Raw genomic sequence first — 18,135 nt, 5'->3', positions numbered from 1 at the left:
TTGATAAGCACTGTTCCATGAATCGGACAGTGGGGCCGGAACTCGCGGCTGGCGTATCCTTCGGGCATGGAAGACGGCATGAATACGGCCCAGGCGGGCGGCAACAACGATCAGGTCCAAGGCTTTGCCCCGGTGGCGGGGGCGGGCGCGCGCGTGCTGGTGCTGGGTTCGATGCCTGGCGTGGCATCGCTGCGGCAGGGCCGCTATTACGCGCATCCGCGCAACGCCTTCTGGCCCATCGCGGCCAGCGTCTTCGGCTTCGATCCCGGCCTGGACTATGCGCAGCGCTTGCAGGCCCTGCAAGCCGCTGGCGTCGCCTTGTGGGACGTGCTGCAAGCCTGCGAGCGTCCCGGCAGCCTGGACGCCGATATCCGCGGCGACACCCTGGTCGCCAACGACTTCGCCGCATTCCTGGAACGCCACCCCGGCATCGTCCGGGTCTGCTTCAACGGCGCCAAGGCCGCGGCGATGTACCGCCGCCACGTGCGGCCCGGGCTGACCGTCCCGTTGGAATACATGGACCTGCCGTCGACCAGCCCGGCGCATGCGGCGGCGTCGTTCGAGCACAAGTTGGCTGCCTGGGGCCGGGCGCTCAAGATCGAGGATTGACGGGTTGGGCCGCAGACCGGCTCCGGGTTTACACTTATCCGTCCCCGGTTTGATACTTATCAAGCCTCTATATAACTCCAAGTGATAAGTTAATTCCCGTAACAGAATTAACGCTTGGAGAAGCACTATGAGTACCCCCGCCAGCCCCCCGGAACCGCCACTGCCGGGTAAACGTGGCTTCCTGAAGGGCTTATTGGGGTTGGGGGCCGCGGCCACCGTCATACCCATCCGCGCCGAGGCCGCCGGCATCAACGGCCAGCCGCCGCGCCGCCCCGGCATGGCGGGCAAGCGCTACGGCATGGTCGTGGACATGCGCAAGTGCATCGGCTGCCAGTCCTGTACGGTCAGCTGTTCCATGGAGAACCTGCCTCCCATCGGGCAGTTCCGCACCACCGTCCTGCAATACGAAGTCCTGCCCGACGCCGGCGGCCCCGCCTCCATGGTGATGCTGCCGCGCCTGTGCAACCACTGCGACAACCCGCCTTGCGTGCCGGTCTGTCCGGTGCAGGCCACCTTCCAGCGCGAAGACGGCATCGTGCTGGTCGACAACGAGCGCTGCGTGGGCTGCGCCTATTGCGTGCAGGCCTGTCCCTACGACGCCCGCTTCATCAACCACGAAACGCAGACCGCCGACAAATGCACCTTCTGCGAGCACCGCCTGGAAGCGGGGCTGCTGCCGGCCTGCGTGGAAAGCTGCGTGGGCGGCGCGCGCGTCATCGGCGACATGAACGATCCCGACAGCGCGATTTCCAGGCTGCTGGTCGAGCACAAGGAAGACATCAAGGTGCTCAAGCCCGAAATGAAGACCGATCCTCACGTCTATTACATCGGCCTGCCCGATGCGTTCGTCCATCAGGTCGACGGCCAGGCCGGCGTGCGGCTGGCTGGCGGCCATTGAGCCATTAAAGGGGATGAGCATGCAGATCTCTGAATTGTTGACGCCGGTCTACGACGCCGCCTGGCTGCCGTGGGCCGTGCAGTACTTCTTCCTCATCGGCATCAGCGCCACCACCGCGCTGACCGCCGCGTTTGCGGCCTTTGGCAGCGCGGGCTCGCCTGCCCGTCGCCTGCTGCCCGCGGCCGTGACGGTGCTGCTGGTCAGCGCCATCGCCGCGCCCGTGTCGCTGTTGGCGGACCTGCACCAGCCGGGCCGCTTCTGGCACTTCTACGCGCATGTCACGCCCTGGTCCTGGATGTGGCTGGGCGCCTTGTTGCTGCCGGTGTTCGTGACCCTGGCGTTGCTGTTCTGCGCCGCCTGGTGGTGGGGCCGCATCGGCTGGGTGCGCGTGCTGGGCATGGCGCTGGCGGTGTCGGCGCTGTCCATCCTGGTCTATACCGGCGCGGAAGTGATGGTGCTGCGTTCGCGGCCGTTGTGGCACACGGTGTTCCTGCCGGTGAACTTCGCGTTGACCGCCTGGCTGGGCGCGTTGGGGGCCATGTTCCTGGTGGGCCGCTGGCTGCGCGGCGGTACGCAGGCCATGCCGGTGGAACTGTTGCGCAGCCTGAGCGTGACCGCGGTGGTGATGATGGCGCTGGGCGCCGGCGCCTGGGCGCTGCTGGGCCTCTTGGGCATGGACCCTTCGTTCGACGCCGCGCTGCGGCTGTTCGCGGAGTTTCCGATCTGGCGCGTCAGCCTGGCGGGTGCGGTGGCGACCGGCTTCTGCATGATCGCGCTGTTGCAGCGTCCGGCGCGCACGCTGGCCGCGCCGCTGCCTTCAGCCGCGCTGGCGCTGACCATGCTGGCGGCCGCGTGGATCTTCCGCTGGGTGGTCTTCATGAGCGTGCAGGGCGTGCCGAAGTACGGCGCCGGCCTCTATCTGTACGACATGCCCTGGGGCAGCGATGGACTGCTGGGCATGGTGGGCGTGCTGGGCCTGTGCGTGGCGCTGATCGCCGCCGTGACCTACGCGCTGGAGCTGTTTCCGGCGCGCACGCGCGGCCTGGCGGCCTGAGCGCCGCCGCCTGGGCCTGTGTGTGCACAGGTCCTAGACGAAAGAACATGGAATAAAAGCAATGGACAAGCAACACGAAGACGACAAGCGCGGCGCCCCGCCGGACGAGGCCGCCGATCAACCGCGCGACGAGGCGCGGCGCAAGATGATGGTGCGCGGCGGCGTGGTCGCCGGCGGCATGGCGGCGTTCGCGGCGGGCTACGGCGAGACCGTGGTCCGGGCCGTGAAGGGCCTGGCGCAAGGCACGGCGGGCGTGCCCACGGCGCATGCCGTGCGCGGCAATTCGCTGACGCCGGAATTTCGCATCGATCCCCTGACTGGCGTGCTCAGCGCGCAGCCGGGCCAGACGGTCAGCCCCTCCAGCTGCCTGGGCTGCTGGACCCAGTGCGGCGTGCGCCTGCGCGTGGATACGCAGGAAAACCGCATCCTGCGCGTGGCCGGCAACCCCTACCATCCGCTGGCCACGACCCGGCCGGCCGCGATGGAAGCGCCGGTGCGCGAGGTCTACGCGCAACTGGGCGGCGACAACGGCCTGGAAGGGCGCGCCACGTCCTGCGCGCGCGGTTCGGCCATGCTGGAGCAGATGAACAGCCCGTTCCGCGTGCTGCAGCCGCTCAAGCGCGTGGGCAAGCGCGGCGAGGGCAAGTGGCAGACCATCTCGTTCGAACAGCTGGTGCAGGAAGTCTGCGAAGGCGGCGACCTGTTCGGCGAAGGCCAGGTGGACGGCCTGCGCGCCATCTTCGACCGCGAAACGCCGCTGGACCCGCAGAATCCCGAGTACGGCGCCAAGGTCAACCAGTTCCTGTTCACCGATGCATCCAACGAAGGCCGCACCCCGCTGATCCAGCGCTTCGCCGGGCAATCGTTCGGCACGGTCAACTTCAGCAACCACGGTTCCTATTGCGGCCAGAGCTTCCGCGTGGGCGCGGGCGCCGCATTGGGCGACCTGAAGGGGATGCCTCACGGCAAGCCAGATTGGGACAACGCGCGCTTCGGCCTGTTCATCGGCGCGGCGCCGGCGCAGGCCGGCAACCCGTTCCAGCGCCAGGCCCGCCAATTGGCCGAGGCCCGCGTGCGGCCGGAAGAGACTGGTTTCACCTACGTGGTCGTGTCGCCGATGCTGCCGGCCTCGTCCAGCCTGTCGGCCGGATCGGGCAATGAGTGGGTGCCGGTCAATCCGGCCGGCGACCTGGGCCTGGCCATGGGCCTGATCCGCTGGATCCTGGATAACGAGCGCTACGATGCCCGCGCGCTGGCGCAGCCCGGCCCAGCGGCCATGAAGGCCGCGGGCGAGGCGGCCTGGACCAACGCCACCCATCTGGTGGTGGCGGAACCCGGCCATCCGCGTCTGGGCAGTTTCCTGCGCGGCGCCGACCTGGGCTGGCCGCGCCCGGCCGATGCCGGCGAGAAGTGGGAAGACGTGTACGTCGTGCGCCTTGAAGACGGCACGCTGGCGCCGCACACCGCGGCCGCGTCCGCCACGCTGTTCGTGGACGACACGGTCGCCGCGCCCGGCATGGACGGCGCGCCGCAAGCGCTGCGCGTGCGCAGTTCGCTGTCGCTGCTGCGCGAGGAAGCGCGCCGCAAGACGCTGGACGAATACGCGGAACTGAGCGGCGTGCCGGCCGCCAAGATCGCGTCGCTGGCCGAGCGTTTCACCAGCTACGGCAAGCGCGCCGTGGCCGACGCGCACGGCGGCACCATGAGCGGCTCGGGTTTCTATACGGCCTATGCCATTGCCATGCTGAACACGCTGGTGGGCAACCTCAACGTCGAAGGCGGCCTGGTGCTGGATGCCGGCCCGTTCCCGCCCTACGGGCAGGGGCCGCGCTACAACATCGCCGGCTTCGCCAACCGCGCCACGCCCAAGGGCGTGGGCCTGTCGCGCAACCGTTTTCCATACGAGAAGTCCAGCGAGTTCAAGCGCAAGAAGGCCGCCGGCCAGCCGGCCTATCCGGCCGCAGCGCCCTGGTATCCGGCCACCGGCGGGCTCAGCTCGGAAATGCTGGCGTCCGCGCTGGCGGGCTATCCGTACCATGCCAAGGTCTGGTTCAACCACATGAGCAACCCGATCTACGGCATCGCCGGCCTGAAGAGCGTCATCATCGACAAGATGAAGGATCCGCGCCTCTTGCCGCTGTCGGTATCGATCAACCCCTTCATCAACGAGACCAACGCGTTGGCCGACTACATCGTGCCGGACACGGTGACCTACGAAAGCTGGGGCGTCTCGGCGCCCTGGGCGGACGTGGTGGCCAAGGCGTCCACCGTGCGCTGGCCTGCCGTGCAGCCGCGCGTGGCCCGCACGGCCACGGGCGAGCCGGTCTGCCTGGAAACCTTCCTGATCGCCTGCGCCAAGCGGCTGGGCATGCCGGGCTTCGGCGCGGGCGCCATCTCCGACAAGGACGGCGTCAAGTACGCGCTGGACACGCCGGAGGACTTCTTCCTGCGCGGCATCGCCAACATCGCCTTCGCGGCCGGCAAGCCGGTGCCGGAGGCCAGCGATGACGACATGGCGCTCACCGGCGTGGACCGCTACGGTCCGTTGTTGCAGCAGAAGCTCAAGCCGGGCGAATGGCGCCAGGTGGCCATGGTGATGAGCCGCGGCGGGCGCTTCGACAAGATGCAGGACGCCTGGGTGGAAGAGGGCGGGACGCGTCAGACGCGCGCCGCCTACGCCAAGCCGCTGCAGGTCTGGAGCGAGGAACTGGCGGGCTTTCGCCATTCCATGACGGGCGAGCGCTATAGCGGCTGTCCGACCTGGTACCCGACGCGGCTGGCCGACGGCAGTGATATGCGCGCGCAATACACGCGGCAGGACTGGCCCTTCCTGCTCAGCTCGTTCAAATCCAACCTGATGAGCTCCATGTCCATCGGCGTGAACCGCCTGCGCCAGGTGCATCCGCACAACCCGGTGTCGATCAACCGGCAGGACGGCGAACGCCTGGGCATCCGCAACGGCGATGCGGTGCGCATCGTGACGCCGGGCGGCGCGGTGACCGGGCTGGCGCTGCTGCGCGACGGCATCCAGCCGGGCGCGGTGGGCATCGAGCACGGCTACGGCCACACCGAGCTGGGCGCGCGCGCCCACGTGGTGGATGGCAAGCCCATGGCGCACGATCCGGCGCTGGCCGCGGGCGTGAACCTGAACGACCTGGGATTCGGCGACGCCACGCGCGGCGAGCATGCCAACGTCTGGATCGATTGGGTGTCCGGCGCGGCGGTGCGCCAGGGGCTGCCGGCGCGGATCGAGCGGGTCTGAGGGCGCAGGCGGCCGGTATCGTGAGCCTCAGGGTACGACGGTATCGGCCACCAGCGTCAGTCCTTCCGCATGGACGCCGATGCCGGATAGCGCGCCGCCCAGGTCGCCCGCCCGCGCGGCCGCCGTGCCGGACTTGCTGACGCGGATCTCCACGCGCACCTTGCTGGCACGCGACAAGGTCGCGTCCGGCGACATGGCGCTGCTATCGTCCAGCACGAAATCCCGCGGCAGGTCCGAGACCTGCATGCGCAGGATGGCCAGCGGCATGCGCGATCCCTCCTCGGGACGCGCCAGGATGAACACGGTATCGGAGGGCTGGACCCGGCCGCGCAGCGCGTCGGCGATGCTGGCGCGTCCGCTGATGCGGGCGGCGGTGACTGCGGGCGTAGTCGCTGCGCCAGCGGCAGGAGCCGACGCCGAGACGGGGGCGGATCCGGGGGCCGAGGCCGTGGCAGTTGCACTGGCAGGCGCGCCCGCCATGGCGCGCGCCTGCGCGATGTTGGACTGGATCTGGCGCGCGGCCTCCGAGTCCGGCGGCAATTGCGCCTGCAGCCGTTCCCAATGCGCCAGCGCCTCGGCCGCGTCGCCGCGGCGCAACGCCATCATGCCGGCCAAGGCCAGGGCCTTGGGCTGGTCCGGCTGCGCGGCCAGGGCTTGCGCCACCGCCGCGATGGAGGCGTCGTCGGGGTTGCCCTGGTTGGCCGATAGCAGCGCGTCGGCCAGGTCGGCCAGTACCGCGGGCTGGCCAGGAACCAATCGCAGCACCTGTTGGTAAGCCGCTACCGCATCGGTATAGCGTCCCAGGGTTTCATACGAACGCGCCAGCATGTGCCAGCCGTCGGCGTCATCGGGCGCGGTCCGCAGCCGCTGGGCCAGGGCATTGATGGCCAGCGTCATGTCGTTGCCGGCGTCCGCCGCATGCGGTTCGGCGGGTTGGCCCGCGCTGGCGCTGGCCGCCGCGCGCGGGTTGCCCAATTGGCCGTACAGCAGCACGGCCGCCACCGGAATCAGCACGGTCAGCAGGCAGGCGGCGGTGATCCCGGCGCGTTGTCCAGCCCAGGGCGCGCTGCGGCCGCGCCGCAAGTCCAGGTCCTGCAACAGGTCACGCTGCAGCTCTTCCTCCGCGCGCATGCCGGCGGCGGCAGTGAGGCTGCCGTTGTCCATGTCCCGCCGCAATTGCTCGCGCTGCGCCAGATAGAACGCGCGCACATTGGCCTCGGACGCGGGTTGTGCGGCGGGCGCGCGCCGCAGCAAGGGCGGAATCAGGCAGAGCAGGGTTGCCAGCAGCAGGAGCACCACGATGATCCAGAGTGCGGTCATGAGCCGGTATCCAGGAAGCGCGCCGCGCGCGCGCGTTCGTCGGCGGTCAGGGGCGCGCGCGCGCCGGCGCGGCGCTTCAAGGTGCGCACCAGCACCACGAAGCCCAACGCCAGCAGCGCGAACGGCCCCAGCCACAGCAGCCAGGTGATGGGTTTGAAGGGCGGGTCGTAGCGCACGAAGTCGCCATAGCGGTCTTCGAAGAAGCGCATGATCTGCGCGTCGCTGCGGCCTTCGGCCAATTGATCGCGGATCAGCTTGCGCATGTCCTGGGCCAACGGTGCGTTCGACTCGGCCAGGGTCTGGTTCTGGCATACCAGGCAGCGCAGTCCGTGGGCCAGCTTGTCGGCGCGTTGTTCCAGGACAGGGGGCAAGGGCTGCGCGGCGCCGGCGTGGACCTGGGCGCGCGCGGCAGCGGTCAAGGCCAGCGCCAGCAACAAGGCGCGCAGGGCGGTCCGCAACAAGCGGCAAGGCAGGGCGGCGGGCCGTTTCATTGCAGCGCCTCGATGGCGGGCTGGATGCGGTCGCGCCAGATCTCCGGCGTGATCAGGCCCAACTGCTTGTAGCGAATACGGCCGTCGCGGTCGATCACGAAGGTCTCGGGCACGCCGTAGACGCCATATTCGATGCCGACGCGGCCATCGATGTCGCTCGCGGACGCGATGTAGGGGTTGCCGTTGCGCGCCAGCCAGGCTTCGGCTTCTTCCGGCTTGTCCTTGTAGTTCAAGCCATACAACGGAATGCCGTGGCGCCGGGCGGCTTCGCGCAGCACCGGCAGTTCGTCCTTGCACGGCCCGCACCAGGACGCCCACACATTCAGCAGCCAGACCTGGCCGCGCAGCGATTGCACTTCCAGTTTCCTGCCGGGGTCCAGCAGCACGGGCAGGCCGATGGCGGGGGCGGGCTTGTCTATCATGGCCGATGGCACCGCGCGCGGATCGCGCGACAGGCCCATCGCCAGGAACACGGCCATCGCCAGGAAAGCGGCCAGCGGCACCAGGTAGCGCAGCATCAGGCGCCCTCCCGCGTGGGCCGCGCGGCCCCGGGCATGGTGGGCTGCGGCGCGCGCGCCGGCTCCTGCGCGCGGCGGTAGCGCTTGTCGCCGGCCGCAAGCAGGCCGCCCAGCGCCATCAGGATGCAGCCCGTCCAGATCCAGGTCATGAAGGGCTTGACCTGCAGGCGCACCGTCCAGGCCTTGTCGCCCACCGGTTCGCCCAGCGCCACGAACAGGTCGCGGGTGAAGCCGCTGTCGATGTCGGCCTGGCTCAGCGCCATGTCCTGCACCGTGTAGAGGCGCTTTTCCGGATACAGGGTGAGCACCGGCTTGCCGTCGCGGGTTACTGGGAACACGGCGCGCTGCGCGCTGTAGTTCGGCCCGGCAGCCGGGGCGATGCTGGCGAAGGTGAAGGCGTAGCCGCCGGCTTCTTGGGTGGCGCCCAGCTCCATCCGCAGCTCCTGCTTGACCTCATAGCCATTGGCCAGCGTGACCCCGGCGATGAAGACACCCATGCCCGCGTGTGCCAGCAGCATGCCGTACCAGGAGCGCGGCTGGCGCCCCAAGCGGCGCAGCCAGTTGCCGTCGCCGTCCGTCAGACGCTGCCAGGCGTGCGCGGCGGCGCTGGCGACCGACCACGCGGCCAGCCACAGGCCCAACATCACCATGGGCGAGCCCAGCCGCGCCGGGCCCGGCATGGCCAGTGGCAGCAGCACGGCCGTGGCCACGCTGACCGCGAAGGCGATGCGCAGGCGGCGGCCCAGGTCGGGCAGCTCGGCCTGTTTCCAGCGCGCCACCGGACCGACGCCCATCAGGAAGATGGCAGGCGTCATCAGCGGCACGAATACGGCTTCGAAATAGGGCGGACCGATGGAGATCTTGCCCCACTCCAGCACGTCCAGCACCACCGGGTAGAGCGTGCCCAGCAGCACCGATCCCGCCGCCACGGTCAGCACCACATTGTTGGATAGCAGCAGGGATTCGCGCGACAGCAGCGAGAATCCTCCGCCCAGGCCCACCGTGGGCGCGCGCCAGGCATAGAGCGCCAGCGATCCGCCCACGATCACCAGCATGAATCCCAGTATGTACAGTCCGCGGCCCGGGTCCACGGCGAAGGCATGGACGGACGTCAGCACGCCCGAGCGCACCAGGAACGTGCCCAGGATGCTGAGCGAAAACGTGCAGATCGCCAGCAGCACGGTCCAACTGCGGAAGGCGCCGCGCCTCTCCGTGACGATGAGGGAATGGATCAGCGCGGTGCCAGCCAGCCAGGGCATGAAGGAGGCGTTTTCCACCGGATCCCAAAACCACCAGCCGCCCCAGCCCAGCACGTAATAGGCCCAGGCACTGCCCAGGAGGATGCCTATGGTCAGGAAGGTCCAGGCCGCCAGCGTCCAGGGGCGTACCCAGCGCGCCCACATGGCGTCCAGCTCGCCCGACAGCAAGGCCGCGATGGCGAAGGCGAAGGCCACCGAAAAGCCCACGTAGCCCATGTACAGCATGGGCGGATGCACGATCATGCCGGGATCCTGCAACAGCGGATTCAGGTCGCGGCCGGCCATGGCGGGCGGCATCAGGCGTTCGAAGGGGTTGGACAGGAACAGCAGGAACAGCAGGAAGCCCACGCTGATCCAGCCCATCACCGCCAGCACGCGGCCGACGAAGGGCAGGGGCAGGCGGCGGCTGCACAGCGCCACGGCCAGGGTCCAGGCGGTCAAGAGGTAAAGCCACAACAGCAGCGATCCTTCATGCCCGCCCCAGACGGCCGCGAAGCGGTAGGCGGCCGGCAGGTCCGCGTGGGAGTTGGCGGCCACGTACAGCACGGAAAAATCGTTGTCCAGGAACGCCCAGGCCAGGCAGCCTATGGCCACGGTGGTCAAGCCGAACTGGCCGATGGCGGCGGGCCGCGCCACCCGCAACCCCGCTTGCCAGCCCGTGGCGGCGCCCACCAGCGGCAGCACGCCCTGCGCCAGCGCCACCAGCAGCGCCAGGATCAGGCTGAACAGGCCGATCTCGGGAATCATTGCGCCTCCGCGCGCATGGCGTCAGGCCCGGCGCCAGCGCGCTTGATCGCATCGGCGGCCTCGGGCGGCATGTAGTTTTCGTCGTGCTTGGCCAGCACCTCGGTCGCGCGGAACACGCCGTCAGGTCCCAGCTTGCCGGCCACCACCACGCCCTTGCCCTCACGGAACAGGTCGGGCAGCAGGCCCTGATACGTGACCGGCACGGTGTGCGCGGTGTCCGTCACCACGAAGCGCAGGGTCAGGCCGTCGGCCTCGCGGCGCAGCGAGCCTTGCTCCACCAGGCCGCCGACGCGGAAGCTGCCGTTGGCGGGCGCTTCCTGCGCCACCACCTGGGTAGGGCTGAAGAAGAACACCAGATTGGATTGCAGGGCGTTGAGCACCAGCGCGGCGGCCGCGGCCAGCAGGCCCAGGCCGCCCACGATGGCGAGCGCGCGGCGCTTGCGCGGGCTCATGGCGCCGTCCCGTCCACGAGGGCGGCAGCCTGCGCCGCGCGCCGGACGCGGCTGCGCCGCCACAGCATCAACGCTTCCAGGCCGATCAGCGCCAGCGTCACGCCATACGCGCCCAGCAGATAGGGACTATGGCCTTGCAGCGAGAACAGCGCGTCCCAGCTCATGCCGCCTCCCGCCGCGTCCTGTCCGCCCGGACCGCGCCCGGCTCGCGTTCGGCAATGATGCCGCGCACACGCGCCAGCGCCGCCGCCGCGCTGTAGAACCAGAACGCCGCCACCATCAGCAGCATTGCGGTCACCATGATGTGGGCCATGCTGGGCGCGGTGGTGAGGTTGATCGACGCGCCCTGGTGCAGCGTGCTCCACCAGCGCACCGAGAAATAGATGATGGGCACGTTGATCACGCCCGCCAGCACAAGGATGGCGCCGCCGCGGTCGGCCCGCTGCGTGTCGTCGTCGGCGGCCGCCTGCAAGGCCATGAAGCCCAGGTACAGGAACAGCAGTATCAGTTCGGAGGTGAGCCGGGCGTCCCAGACCCACCAGGCGCCCCAGGTCGGCTTGCCCCACAGCGCGCCGGTCCACAGGGTCAGGAAGGTGAACAACGCGCCGGTGGGGGCCAGCGCCCGCATCATCATGAACGACAGGCGGGTGTTGAAGATCAGTCCCAGGGCGGCGTACAGCGCCATGACCAGGTACAGGAACATTGACATCCATGCCGCCCCGACGTGGATGAAGAGGATGCGGTAGACCTCGCCCTGCTGGCTGTCGGTGGGCGCGACCGCCAGCCCCACGTACAGGCCCGCGGCCGCGAACAGCGCGGCGCCCAGCGCCAGCCATGGAATCATGCGGCCGGCCAGCGGATAGAACGCGGCGGGCGAGGCGTATCGCAGCCAGCCCGCGCCGGCTGCCGCGGCGGGCGGATATGCGTTCAGGGCAGGGGGCTTGTGCATGGCGTCCTCAGTCCAGCGCCACGCGCAGCGCCGCCGAGGCGCTCCAGGGGCACAACAGGATGGCCAGGCACAGGCATGCGCCCAGCAATGACAATTGCGGTCCGGCGCCCATGCCCGCGTGCGAGGCCGACACCGCGCCCGCGCCGAAGATCAGCACCGGCACGTACAGCGGCAGCACCAGCAGCGGCAGCAGGGCGCCGCCGCGCAGGCCCAGCGTCAGCGCCGCGCCCAGCCCGCCCACCAGCGCCAGCGTCGGCGTGCCCAGCAGCAGCGACAGGACCAGGATGCCGATGGCCTGCGGCGACAGGCCGAACTGCAGCGCCAGCACCGGGCTGGCCAGGATCAGGGGCAGGCAGCTGCTGAACCAGTGCGCCGCCAGCTTGGCGCCCACCAGCAGCGGCAGCGGGTGCGGCGACACCAGCAGCTGTTCCAGCGCGCCGTTGTCGTAGTCCTGGGCGAAAGGCCGGTTCAGCGTCAGCAGGATGCCGAGCAGGGCGCAGACCCACAGCACGCCCGGTCCGATGGCCAGCAGCAGCGCGGGGTCGGGGCCGACCGCCAGGGGGAACAGCGTGCCGGCCACGATGAAGAACAGGGTGGCGCCCAGCGTGTCCGCGGGCCGTCTCCAGGCCAAACGGATTTCACGCAATGCCAACTGCGACAGCGTAGCCAGCATCCGCGTAATCATCCATGTTCAGGGTTTGGGTATGCGTGGCGGCGGTGCCGGGTTCGCGGTGCGAAGCGAGCACGGCGGCGCCGCCGGCCGCGAGGTGGGCTTCCAGCGCCAGGCGCAGCTGCTCCAGGCTGGCCGCGTCCAGGCCGGCGTCGGGTTCATCCAGCAGCCACAGGGGCTTGGCGCCGAGCACGACCGCCGCCAGCGCCAGCCGCCGGCCCTGTCCCTGGGACAGGCGCAGGGCGGGCATGTCGGCACAGGATTTCAGGCGCCATGCGCGCAGGGTGCCCGATAACCGAGCTTCGGCCTGCGGCGTGCCGGCGACGTGCAGGGCGTAGCGCAGGTTCTCGGCGGCGCTCAGTTCGCCGCACAGGCCGTTGCCGTGTCCCAGGTAGGCCATGCAGGCGCGGTAGCCGGCGGCATCGCGGCGCGCATCGTCGCCGCGCCACAGCACGCTGCCCGCCAGCGGCCGCAGCAGGCCGGCCAACATGCGCAGCAGGCTGGTTTTGCCGCTGCCGTTGGCGCCGCGCACGTGTAGCAACTGGCCGCCATGCAGCTCGAAATCCACGGGCGCGGAACATCCGCGGCGGCTGGCCAGGCCGCGCGCGCAAAGCATGGGCGGCGGCGCGTCAGCGGGCCGCATGCGCCACTTCCTTCGCCGGGCCTGCCGGCGCCGGCGCCATGGAGGTCGGGCCCGGCCCCATGTTGGGCAGCTTGTGGGCGATGCCCTTGTGGCAGTCGATGCAGGTCTTGCTCTTGTCCGCCAGATAGGTCGAATGCATGTTCTGCGCGCGCGGACTCTGGCGCGTGAAGTCCATGTATTCGTAGTTGTGGCAGTTGCGGCATTCCAGCGAGTCATTGGCCTTGAAGCGCGCCCATTCGTGCTGGGCCAGCTCCAGGCGCTTTTCCACGAACTTTTCGCGCGTGTCGATGGTGCCGAAGATCTTGCCCCAGACCTCCTTGGACGCCTGCATCTTGCGCGCGATCTTGTCGGTCCAGTTGTGCGGCACGTGGCAGTCCGAGCACAGCGCCCGCACGCCGGAGCGGTTGGTGAAGTGGATGGTGCCCTTCAACTCGGCGTACACGTTGTCGCGCATCTCGTGGCAGCCGGTGCAGAACTTCTCGGTGTTGGTGAGTTCCATGGCGGTGTTGAAGGCGCCCCAGAACAGGATGCCGCCGATGAATCCGCCGACCGTCAGGAAGCCCAGGCTGAAATGCACGCTGGGCCGTCGGATGATGTTCCAGTAGCGCTTGATGAGTCCGAGCATGGCTGCCTCCGTCGCTTACTTCTTGGCGGGCGCCGGGGCGGTCAGGCGCTTGAGGATCACATCGATGTCCTGGTAGGTATTGGACACCAGCGGCTTGGCCTCGGTCTGCGGCACGTGGCACTGCACACAGAAATAGCGGCGCGGCGAGACTTCCGCCAGCACGTTGCTGTCGCGGTCCATGTAGTGGGTCACGCTCAGGGGCGGGGCCTGGGTCTCCTCGGTGTTCACGCGCGCGTGACAGGCCAGGCAGCGGTTGAAGTCCTTGTCGACCTGGTAGCCGTCGATCTTGTGCGGAATGGTGGGCGGCTGCATCGAATACGTGCGCATGCGCCGGATGTCCTTGTTTTCGACCGGACTGATGAGCGGCGGGTCGGTTTCCTGCGCGACGGGGGTGGGGCCGCGCATGGGGTCTTCGACCTCCAGCGGCGGCGCCGCCCAGGCGGCCGAACCAAGGATGACGCATGTCGCGAGAGTAAGGGCGCGTAGGTTCATGGCTGTCTCCGGTTCGCCTTTCAGACCTTGACGATCTTGACCGCGCACTTCTTGAAGTCGGTCTGGAACGAGATCGGATCGGTGGCGTCCAGCGTGACCTTGTTGATCAGCTGGCCGGCGTCGAACCAAGGCACGAACACCAGGCCGCGCGGCGGCTTGTCGCGGCCGCGGGTCTCCAGGCGCGTGCGCATCTTGCCGCGCCGCGACACGACCTCCACCTCGACGCCGCGCCGCAAGCCCATTTCCTGGGCGTCGTCGGGGTGCATGAAACAGACCGCGTTGGGAAAGGCGCGGTACAGCTCCGGCACCCGCCGCGTCATCGACCCGGAATGCCAGTGCTCCAGGACGCGTCCGGTGGACAGCCAGAACGGGTATTCCTTGTCCGGCGATTCGGCGGGCGGTTCATAGGGCAGGGCGTAGATCACCGCGCGGCCGTCGGCGTTGCCGTAGAACTCGAAGCCGGCGCCCGGCTTCACGTAGGGGTCGCTGCCTTCGCGGTAGCGCCACAGCGTTTCCTTGCCCTTGACCACGGGCCAGCGCAGGCCGCGCACTTCATGGTAAGTATCGAACGGCGCCAGGTCATGCCCATGGCCGCGCCCGAATTCGGCGTATTCCTCGAACAACCCCTTTTGCGCATAGAAGCCGAAAGCCTCGGCTTCCTGGTTGGCGTAGTCCTTGTCGCGCTCGGTGTTGGGGTAACGATTGACCTTGCCGTTGGCGAACAGCACGTCGAACAGTGTCTTGCCCCGGTACTCGGGCTTCTTGGCCAGCAGATCCGCGGGCCAGACCTCCTCGACCTTGAAGCGCTTGGAGAACTCCATCAACTGCCACAGGTCCGAGCGGGCCTCGCCCGGCGCGTTGACCAGCTGGTGCCAGAACTGGGTGCGGCGTTCCGCGTTGCCGTAGGCGCCTTCCTTTTCGACCCACATGGCGGTGGGCAGGATCAGGTCGGCCGATATCGTCGTGACCGTGGGGTAGGCGTCCGAGACCACGATGAAGTTCTCGGGGTTGCGGTAGCCGGGCAGGCCTTCGTTCATCAGGTTGGCCGCGGCCTGCATATTGTTGTTGACCATCACCCAGTAGGCGTTGATCTGGCCATCCTTGAGCATGCGGTTCTGCAGGACGGCATGCGCGCCCACCTTGCTGGGGATGGTGCCGTCGGGCAGTTGCCAGATTTCCTCGGCGTGCGCGCGGTGCTTGGGATTGGTCACCACCAGGTCGGCCGGCAGACGGTGCGAGAACGTGCCCACTTCCCGGGCGGTGCCACAGGCAGAGGGCTGGCCGGTCAGCGAGAATGGGCTGTTGCCCGGGGTGGAGATCTTGCCGGTCAGCAGATGGATGTTGTAGGCCATGTTGTTGGCCCACACGCCGCGCGTATGCTGGTTGAAGCCCATGGTCCAGAAAGAGGTCACGCGTACTTTCGGGTCGGCATAGAGTTCGGCCAGTTCCTCCAGTTGCTTCTTGGGCACGCCGCTCAGCTTGGCGGTGTAGTCCAGATCGTACTTGGAGACGAATTTGGCGAATTCGTCGAAAGTCATCGGCTTGGAGCCGCCGGCATCGCCGGCGTTCTTGGCGGCTTTTTGCAGCGGATGGTCGGGGCGCAGCCCATAGCCGATGTCGGTATTGCCTTCGCGGAACGTCGTGTGTTTGTCGACGAAGTCGCGGTTCACGCGCTTGGTCTGGATGATATGGTTGGCGATGTAGTTCAGGATCGCCAGGTCCGTCTGCGGCGTGAACGTCAACGCCATGTCGGCCAGCTCGTAGGAGCGGTGCTCGAAGGTGGACAGCACCACCACCCGGGTCTTGGGGGCGGACAGCCGGCGGTCGGTCACGCGGGTCCACAGGATGGGGTGCATCTCCGCCATGTTGGAGCCCCACAGCACGAAGGCATCGGCGTTCTCGATGTCGTCGTAACAGCCCATGGGTTCGTCGGCGCCGAAGGTGCGCATGAAGCCCACCGCCGCCGAGGCCATGCAGTGGCGCGCGTTCGGGTCCAGGTTGTTGGTCCGGAAGCCCGCCTTCATCAGCTTGAGCGCGGCGTAGCCTTCCCAGATGGTCCATTGCCCCGAGCCGAACATGCCCACGGCCTCGGGGCCCTTGTCCTTCAGCACTCGCTTGAATTGCTCGGCCATGACGTCGAAGGCCTGGTCCCAGGACACCGGCGCAAATTCCCCGTCCTTGGCGTACTTGCCGTCCTTCATGCGCAGGAGCGGCGTGGTCAGCCGGTCGTTGCCGTACATGATCTTGGACAGGAAATAGCCCTTGACGCAGTTCAGGCCCTTGTTCACCTCGGCGTTGAAGTCGCCGTGCGTGGCCACGACCTGGTTGTCCTTCACGGCGACGTTCACGCCGCAGCCGGTCCCGCAGAACCTACAGGGCGCCTTGGACCACTTGAGCTTGGCGGCCTCGGATTCGGTGACGATGTTCTGCGTGTAGCCGACGATGGGTATGCCGGCCACGGTGGCGGCTGCTGCGGCGGCGGATTGCTTGATGAAGTCTCTACGAGCCATTGCCATCGTCAATCTCCTCGTTCATCGCGTCCAGCGAGTCGGCGTGCTGGTAGACCAGCGCCGAAGCCAGCACGCCATCCAGGCGCTGGATCTCGGAGATCCGGGCCATCATGTCGTCGGTGGAGGGGGCTTCCAGGGTGACCACCAGTTTTCCGGTGTCGGAAGCGCCATGGATTTCCGCTCCGGAGATCGCAAGAATCGCCAGGCGGACGTCGGGCAAGCGGCGCGGCGCGGCGTGCACCACCATGCTGGCGATATGCAGCTCTGGCGGCGCCGCAGGCGGCGCGGAATGGGGGAGCGCGGACATGGGAGGGGTTCCGTCGCGTCGCATCAGCTACCGGGGGGGCCGGCGATCAGCTGATAGAACCAGACGAGGAAACCGTAACCTGCCACGATGATGACCGACAGGACGGGGGCCATGACGGCCGTCAGGAACAGGAAACTTCGTAGTTCCTGAGGCTTGGTGTAGCCATCGGACTCGTTTTGCACACAGCACCTCACTACGACAGTTGGGGCATTGCGTTTAACGTGCGGATATCGAAGCTTTTAGCAGATGGCTTTGAAAGGCGTCAATGTTGCACCACGGCGTAACAATGTGCGCGCGGCGCTGTATAGCAAGATGCAAAACGGTCAGGCTGGCGATGAAAAAAATCCGTCATTGAAAGATCTGGCTGCAGATGGATGACCCGAAGACGCGCCAAGGCGCAGAGACCGACGCGCGGTTCAAACCGCGGGCTGGAGCAGCGCCGGAATGTCCCGCTTCAGCAGTTCCAGGACCGCCCGCACGCGTTGCGGCATCGGACGCAGGGGCGGAAGCAGCGCGTTGAGCGGAAGCGGCGGCACGCGATAGCCGTCCAGCAGTTCGACGAGGCGTCCTTGCGCCAATGCCTTGGCGCACGCGGGATGCTGCAGGATGCCGATGCCGCCGCCAGCGAGGATCAGATCGTACATGGGGCGCCAGTGGCTGACGGTCATGGCGGTCTTGATGCGCGTCTGGGTCACCGGGCCGTTCTCGCGCGCCAGCGGCACTTGATCGTTCGCGAAAATAGCCTTCAAACGGATGAACGGATGGGACGCCAGGTCCGCCGGCGCTTCTATTGGGCCGTGAGCCGCAAGGTAAGACGGCGCCGCTACCAGCTTGCGGGCCACCCAGCCAAGCGGAAAGGCAATGTAGCCCCCGTTTTCGTTGAGACGGCCCAGGCGCAGCGAAATGTCGAGGCCTTCGGTGACCGGGTCGGCGATGGTGTCGTTCAGCATGAGATCGATGTGCAGATCGGGGTGGGCCGTGCGCACGTTCATCAGGGCTTTGGGAACCACGATCTCGCCCAGGCACTGCGGCACGGCGAGTCTCAAACTTCCTTGTATCTGAAGGTTGCTCAATGATACGGAATTTATCGTCATTTCCGCCGCATCCAACAACTGCTTGCCCTGTTCGTAGAACGTCCGGCCTTCAGCGGTGCAGCTCAGTTTGCGCGAACTGCGCACCAAGAGGCGGGCACTGAGGAAACGCTCCAGCTTGTCGATGCGTTCGCTCACTGACGGTTGGCTCAGATCGAGATCTCGTGCCGCGCCCGAGATGGTTCCGCGTTCCACCACGCGGAGAAAGATGCGTATCGCTGCCAGCAAATCCACGGAA

20 protein-coding genes are annotated in these 18,135 nt (G+C 68.0%); 5 read left to right on the top strand and 15 right to left on the bottom strand.

Features of this window, described 5'->3' with window-relative positions; translation table 11 throughout:
• The first annotated feature begins 78 nt into the window (after positions 1-78).
• The 4 genes from N5C88_RS05840 (at position 79) to N5C88_RS05825 (ending at position 5,823) form a co-directional block, all read left to right on the top strand.
• Positions 79-609 (top strand): DNA-deoxyinosine glycosylase, encoded by a 531-nt coding sequence (locus N5C88_RS05840; RefSeq protein WP_280014952.1) that lies wholly within the window; start codon positions 79-81, stop codon positions 607-609.
• Between the two features lie 127 nt (positions 610-736).
• Positions 737-1,507, top strand: coding sequence for a sulfate reduction electron transfer complex DsrMKJOP subunit DsrO (dsrO, locus tag N5C88_RS05835; RefSeq protein WP_280014951.1), 771 nt, complete (start codon positions 737-739; stop codon positions 1,505-1,507).
• A gap of 19 nt (positions 1,508-1,526) precedes the next feature.
• Positions 1,527-2,561 (top strand): NrfD/PsrC family molybdoenzyme membrane anchor subunit, encoded by a 1,035-nt coding sequence (nrfD, locus tag N5C88_RS05830; protein ID WP_059379390.1) that lies wholly within the window; start codon positions 1,527-1,529, stop codon positions 2,559-2,561.
• A 61-nt stretch (positions 2,562-2,622) separates the two neighbouring features.
• Positions 2,623-5,823: a tetrathionate reductase subunit A gene (locus N5C88_RS05825; protein WP_280014950.1), complete on the top strand. Its 3,201-nt coding sequence runs from the start codon at positions 2,623-2,625 to the stop codon at positions 5,821-5,823.
• Between the two features lie 27 nt (positions 5,824-5,850).
• Here the strand turns inward: N5C88_RS05825 and ccmI are convergent, their stop codons facing one another.
• Genes ccmI through napE form a run of 14 tightly spaced genes read right to left on the bottom strand, consistent with a single transcriptional unit; the run spans position 5,851 to position 16,988 of the window.
• A complete protein-coding gene (gene ccmI, locus N5C88_RS05820) occupies positions 5,851-7,143 on the bottom strand; it encodes a c-type cytochrome biogenesis protein CcmI (protein ID WP_280014949.1) in 1,293 nt (430 codons plus the stop codon).
• Complete coding sequence (locus tag N5C88_RS05815) at positions 7,140-7,601, bottom strand: cytochrome c-type biogenesis protein (RefSeq protein WP_165867929.1); 462 nt, start codon at positions 7,599-7,601, stop codon at positions 7,140-7,142. The genes ccmI and N5C88_RS05815 overlap by 4 nt, the downstream gene beginning before the upstream one ends.
• 29 nt (positions 7,602-7,630) lie before the next feature.
• Positions 7,631-8,152, bottom strand: a complete 522-nt coding sequence (locus tag N5C88_RS05810; RefSeq protein ID WP_059379378.1) for a DsbE family thiol:disulfide interchange protein — start codon at positions 8,150-8,152, stop codon at positions 7,631-7,633.
• Positions 8,152-10,158 carry a heme lyase CcmF/NrfE family subunit gene (locus N5C88_RS05805; protein WP_059379379.1) on the bottom strand — a complete coding sequence of 669 codons (2,007 nt, stop codon included), beginning with the start codon at positions 10,156-10,158 and terminating at the stop codon, positions 8,152-8,154. The genes N5C88_RS05810 and N5C88_RS05805 overlap by 1 nt, the downstream gene beginning before the upstream one ends.
• Positions 10,155-10,610, bottom strand: a complete 456-nt coding sequence (gene ccmE / locus N5C88_RS05800) for a cytochrome c maturation protein CcmE (RefSeq protein ID WP_280014948.1) — start codon at positions 10,608-10,610, stop codon at positions 10,155-10,157. The genes N5C88_RS05805 and ccmE overlap by 4 nt, the downstream gene beginning before the upstream one ends.
• The gene (gene ccmD, locus N5C88_RS05795) at positions 10,607-10,774 is read right to left on the bottom strand and encodes a heme exporter protein CcmD (protein WP_280014947.1); all 168 of its coding nucleotides are present in this window, start codon (positions 10,772-10,774) and stop codon (positions 10,607-10,609) included. The genes ccmE and ccmD overlap by 4 nt, the downstream gene beginning before the upstream one ends.
• On the bottom strand, positions 10,771-11,559 hold the full coding sequence (ccmC, locus tag N5C88_RS05790; protein ID WP_280014946.1) for a heme ABC transporter permease CcmC: 789 nt from the start codon (positions 11,557-11,559) through the stop codon (positions 10,771-10,773). The genes ccmD and ccmC overlap by 4 nt, the downstream gene beginning before the upstream one ends.
• Before the next feature lie 7 nt (positions 11,560-11,566).
• Positions 11,567-12,232 carry a heme exporter protein CcmB gene (gene ccmB / locus N5C88_RS05785; protein WP_013393089.1) on the bottom strand — a complete coding sequence of 222 codons (666 nt, stop codon included), beginning with the start codon at positions 12,230-12,232 and terminating at the stop codon, positions 11,567-11,569.
• Positions 12,198-12,872 carry a heme ABC exporter ATP-binding protein CcmA gene (ccmA, locus tag N5C88_RS05780; protein ID WP_280014945.1) on the bottom strand — a complete coding sequence of 225 codons (675 nt, stop codon included), beginning with the start codon at positions 12,870-12,872 and terminating at the stop codon, positions 12,198-12,200. Before ccmA ends, ccmB begins: the two co-directional genes overlap by 35 nt.
• Complete coding sequence (locus N5C88_RS05775; RefSeq protein WP_059379383.1) at positions 12,859-13,497, bottom strand: cytochrome c3 family protein; 639 nt, start codon at positions 13,495-13,497, stop codon at positions 12,859-12,861. The genes ccmA and N5C88_RS05775 overlap by 14 nt, the downstream gene beginning before the upstream one ends.
• A 15-nt stretch (positions 13,498-13,512) precedes the next feature.
• Positions 13,513-13,989 (bottom strand): nitrate reductase cytochrome c-type subunit, encoded by a 477-nt coding sequence (locus N5C88_RS05770; protein ID WP_059379384.1) that lies wholly within the window; start codon positions 13,987-13,989, stop codon positions 13,513-13,515.
• 20 nt (positions 13,990-14,009) lie between these two features.
• Positions 14,010-16,505, bottom strand: a complete 2,496-nt coding sequence (gene napA, locus N5C88_RS05765) for a periplasmic nitrate reductase subunit alpha (RefSeq protein ID WP_059379385.1) — start codon at positions 16,503-16,505, stop codon at positions 14,010-14,012.
• The gene (locus N5C88_RS05760; RefSeq protein ID WP_059379386.1) at positions 16,489-16,806 is read right to left on the bottom strand and encodes a chaperone NapD; all 318 of its coding nucleotides are present in this window, start codon (positions 16,804-16,806) and stop codon (positions 16,489-16,491) included. The genes napA and N5C88_RS05760 overlap by 17 nt, the downstream gene beginning before the upstream one ends.
• 23 nt (positions 16,807-16,829) lie before the next feature.
• A complete protein-coding gene (gene napE / locus N5C88_RS05755) occupies positions 16,830-16,988 on the bottom strand; it encodes a periplasmic nitrate reductase, NapE protein (RefSeq protein ID WP_013393095.1) in 159 nt (52 codons plus the stop codon).
• Between the two features lie 70 nt (positions 16,989-17,058).
• Here napE and N5C88_RS05750 point away from each other — a divergent pair, with 70 nt between their 5' ends.
• Positions 17,059-17,184, top strand: coding sequence for a hypothetical protein (locus N5C88_RS05750; RefSeq protein WP_280014944.1), 126 nt, complete (start codon positions 17,059-17,061; stop codon positions 17,182-17,184).
• A gap of 38 nt (positions 17,185-17,222) precedes the next feature.
• Here N5C88_RS05750 and N5C88_RS05745 read toward each other — a convergent pair whose 3' ends face one another.
• Positions 17,223-18,131: a LysR family transcriptional regulator gene (locus N5C88_RS05745; protein ID WP_280014943.1), complete on the bottom strand. Its 909-nt coding sequence runs from the start codon at positions 18,129-18,131 to the stop codon at positions 17,223-17,225.
• Positions 18,132-18,135 lie beyond the last annotated feature (4 nt).

The organism is Achromobacter sp. GD03932 (assembly GCF_029839485.1).
In the GTDB taxonomy this organism is placed as follows: domain Bacteria; phylum Pseudomonadota; class Gammaproteobacteria; order Burkholderiales; family Burkholderiaceae_B; genus Achromobacter; species Achromobacter bronchisepticus_A.
The sequence above is the reverse complement of the archived record's forward strand: the minus strand, read 5'-3'. Positions and strand labels throughout refer to the sequence as shown.

Coding starts and splice junctions, on each gene's coding strand:
- N5C88_RS05840 (WP_280014952.1), top strand. CDS start 79: ATGAATACGGCCCAGGCGGGCGGCAACAACGATCAGGTCCAAGGCTTT.
- dsrO (WP_280014951.1), top strand. CDS start 737: ATGAGTACCCCCGCCAGCCCCCCGGAACCGCCACTGCCGGGTAAACGT.
- nrfD (WP_059379390.1), top strand. CDS start 1,527: ATGCAGATCTCTGAATTGTTGACGCCGGTCTACGACGCCGCCTGGCTG.
- N5C88_RS05825 (WP_280014950.1), top strand. CDS start 2,623: ATGGACAAGCAACACGAAGACGACAAGCGCGGCGCCCCGCCGGACGAG.
- ccmI (WP_280014949.1), bottom strand. CDS start 7,143: ATGACCGCACTCTGGATCATCGTGGTGCTCCTGCTGCTGGCAACCCTG.
- N5C88_RS05810 (WP_059379378.1), bottom strand. CDS start 8,152: ATGCTGCGCTACCTGGTGCCGCTGGCCGCTTTCCTGGCGATGGCCGTG.
- N5C88_RS05805 (WP_059379379.1), bottom strand. CDS start 10,158: ATGATTCCCGAGATCGGCCTGTTCAGCCTGATCCTGGCGCTGCTGGTG.
- ccmE (WP_280014948.1), bottom strand. CDS start 10,610: ATGAGCCCGCGCAAGCGCCGCGCGCTCGCCATCGTGGGCGGCCTGGGC.
- ccmD (WP_280014947.1), bottom strand. CDS start 10,774: ATGAGCTGGGACGCGCTGTTCTCGCTGCAAGGCCATAGTCCCTATCTG.
- ccmC (WP_280014946.1), bottom strand. CDS start 11,559: ATGCACAAGCCCCCTGCCCTGAACGCATATCCGCCCGCCGCGGCAGCC.
- ccmB (WP_013393089.1), bottom strand. CDS start 12,232: ATGCTGGCTACGCTGTCGCAGTTGGCATTGCGTGAAATCCGTTTGGCC.
- ccmA (WP_280014945.1), bottom strand. CDS start 12,872: ATGCGGCCCGCTGACGCGCCGCCGCCCATGCTTTGCGCGCGCGGCCTG.
- N5C88_RS05775 (WP_059379383.1), bottom strand. CDS start 13,497: ATGCTCGGACTCATCAAGCGCTACTGGAACATCATCCGACGGCCCAGC.
- N5C88_RS05770 (WP_059379384.1), bottom strand. CDS start 13,989: ATGAACCTACGCGCCCTTACTCTCGCGACATGCGTCATCCTTGGTTCG.
- napA (WP_059379385.1), bottom strand. CDS start 16,505: ATGGCAATGGCTCGTAGAGACTTCATCAAGCAATCCGCCGCCGCAGCA.
- N5C88_RS05760 (WP_059379386.1), bottom strand. CDS start 16,806: ATGTCCGCGCTCCCCCATTCCGCGCCGCCTGCGGCGCCGCCAGAGCTG.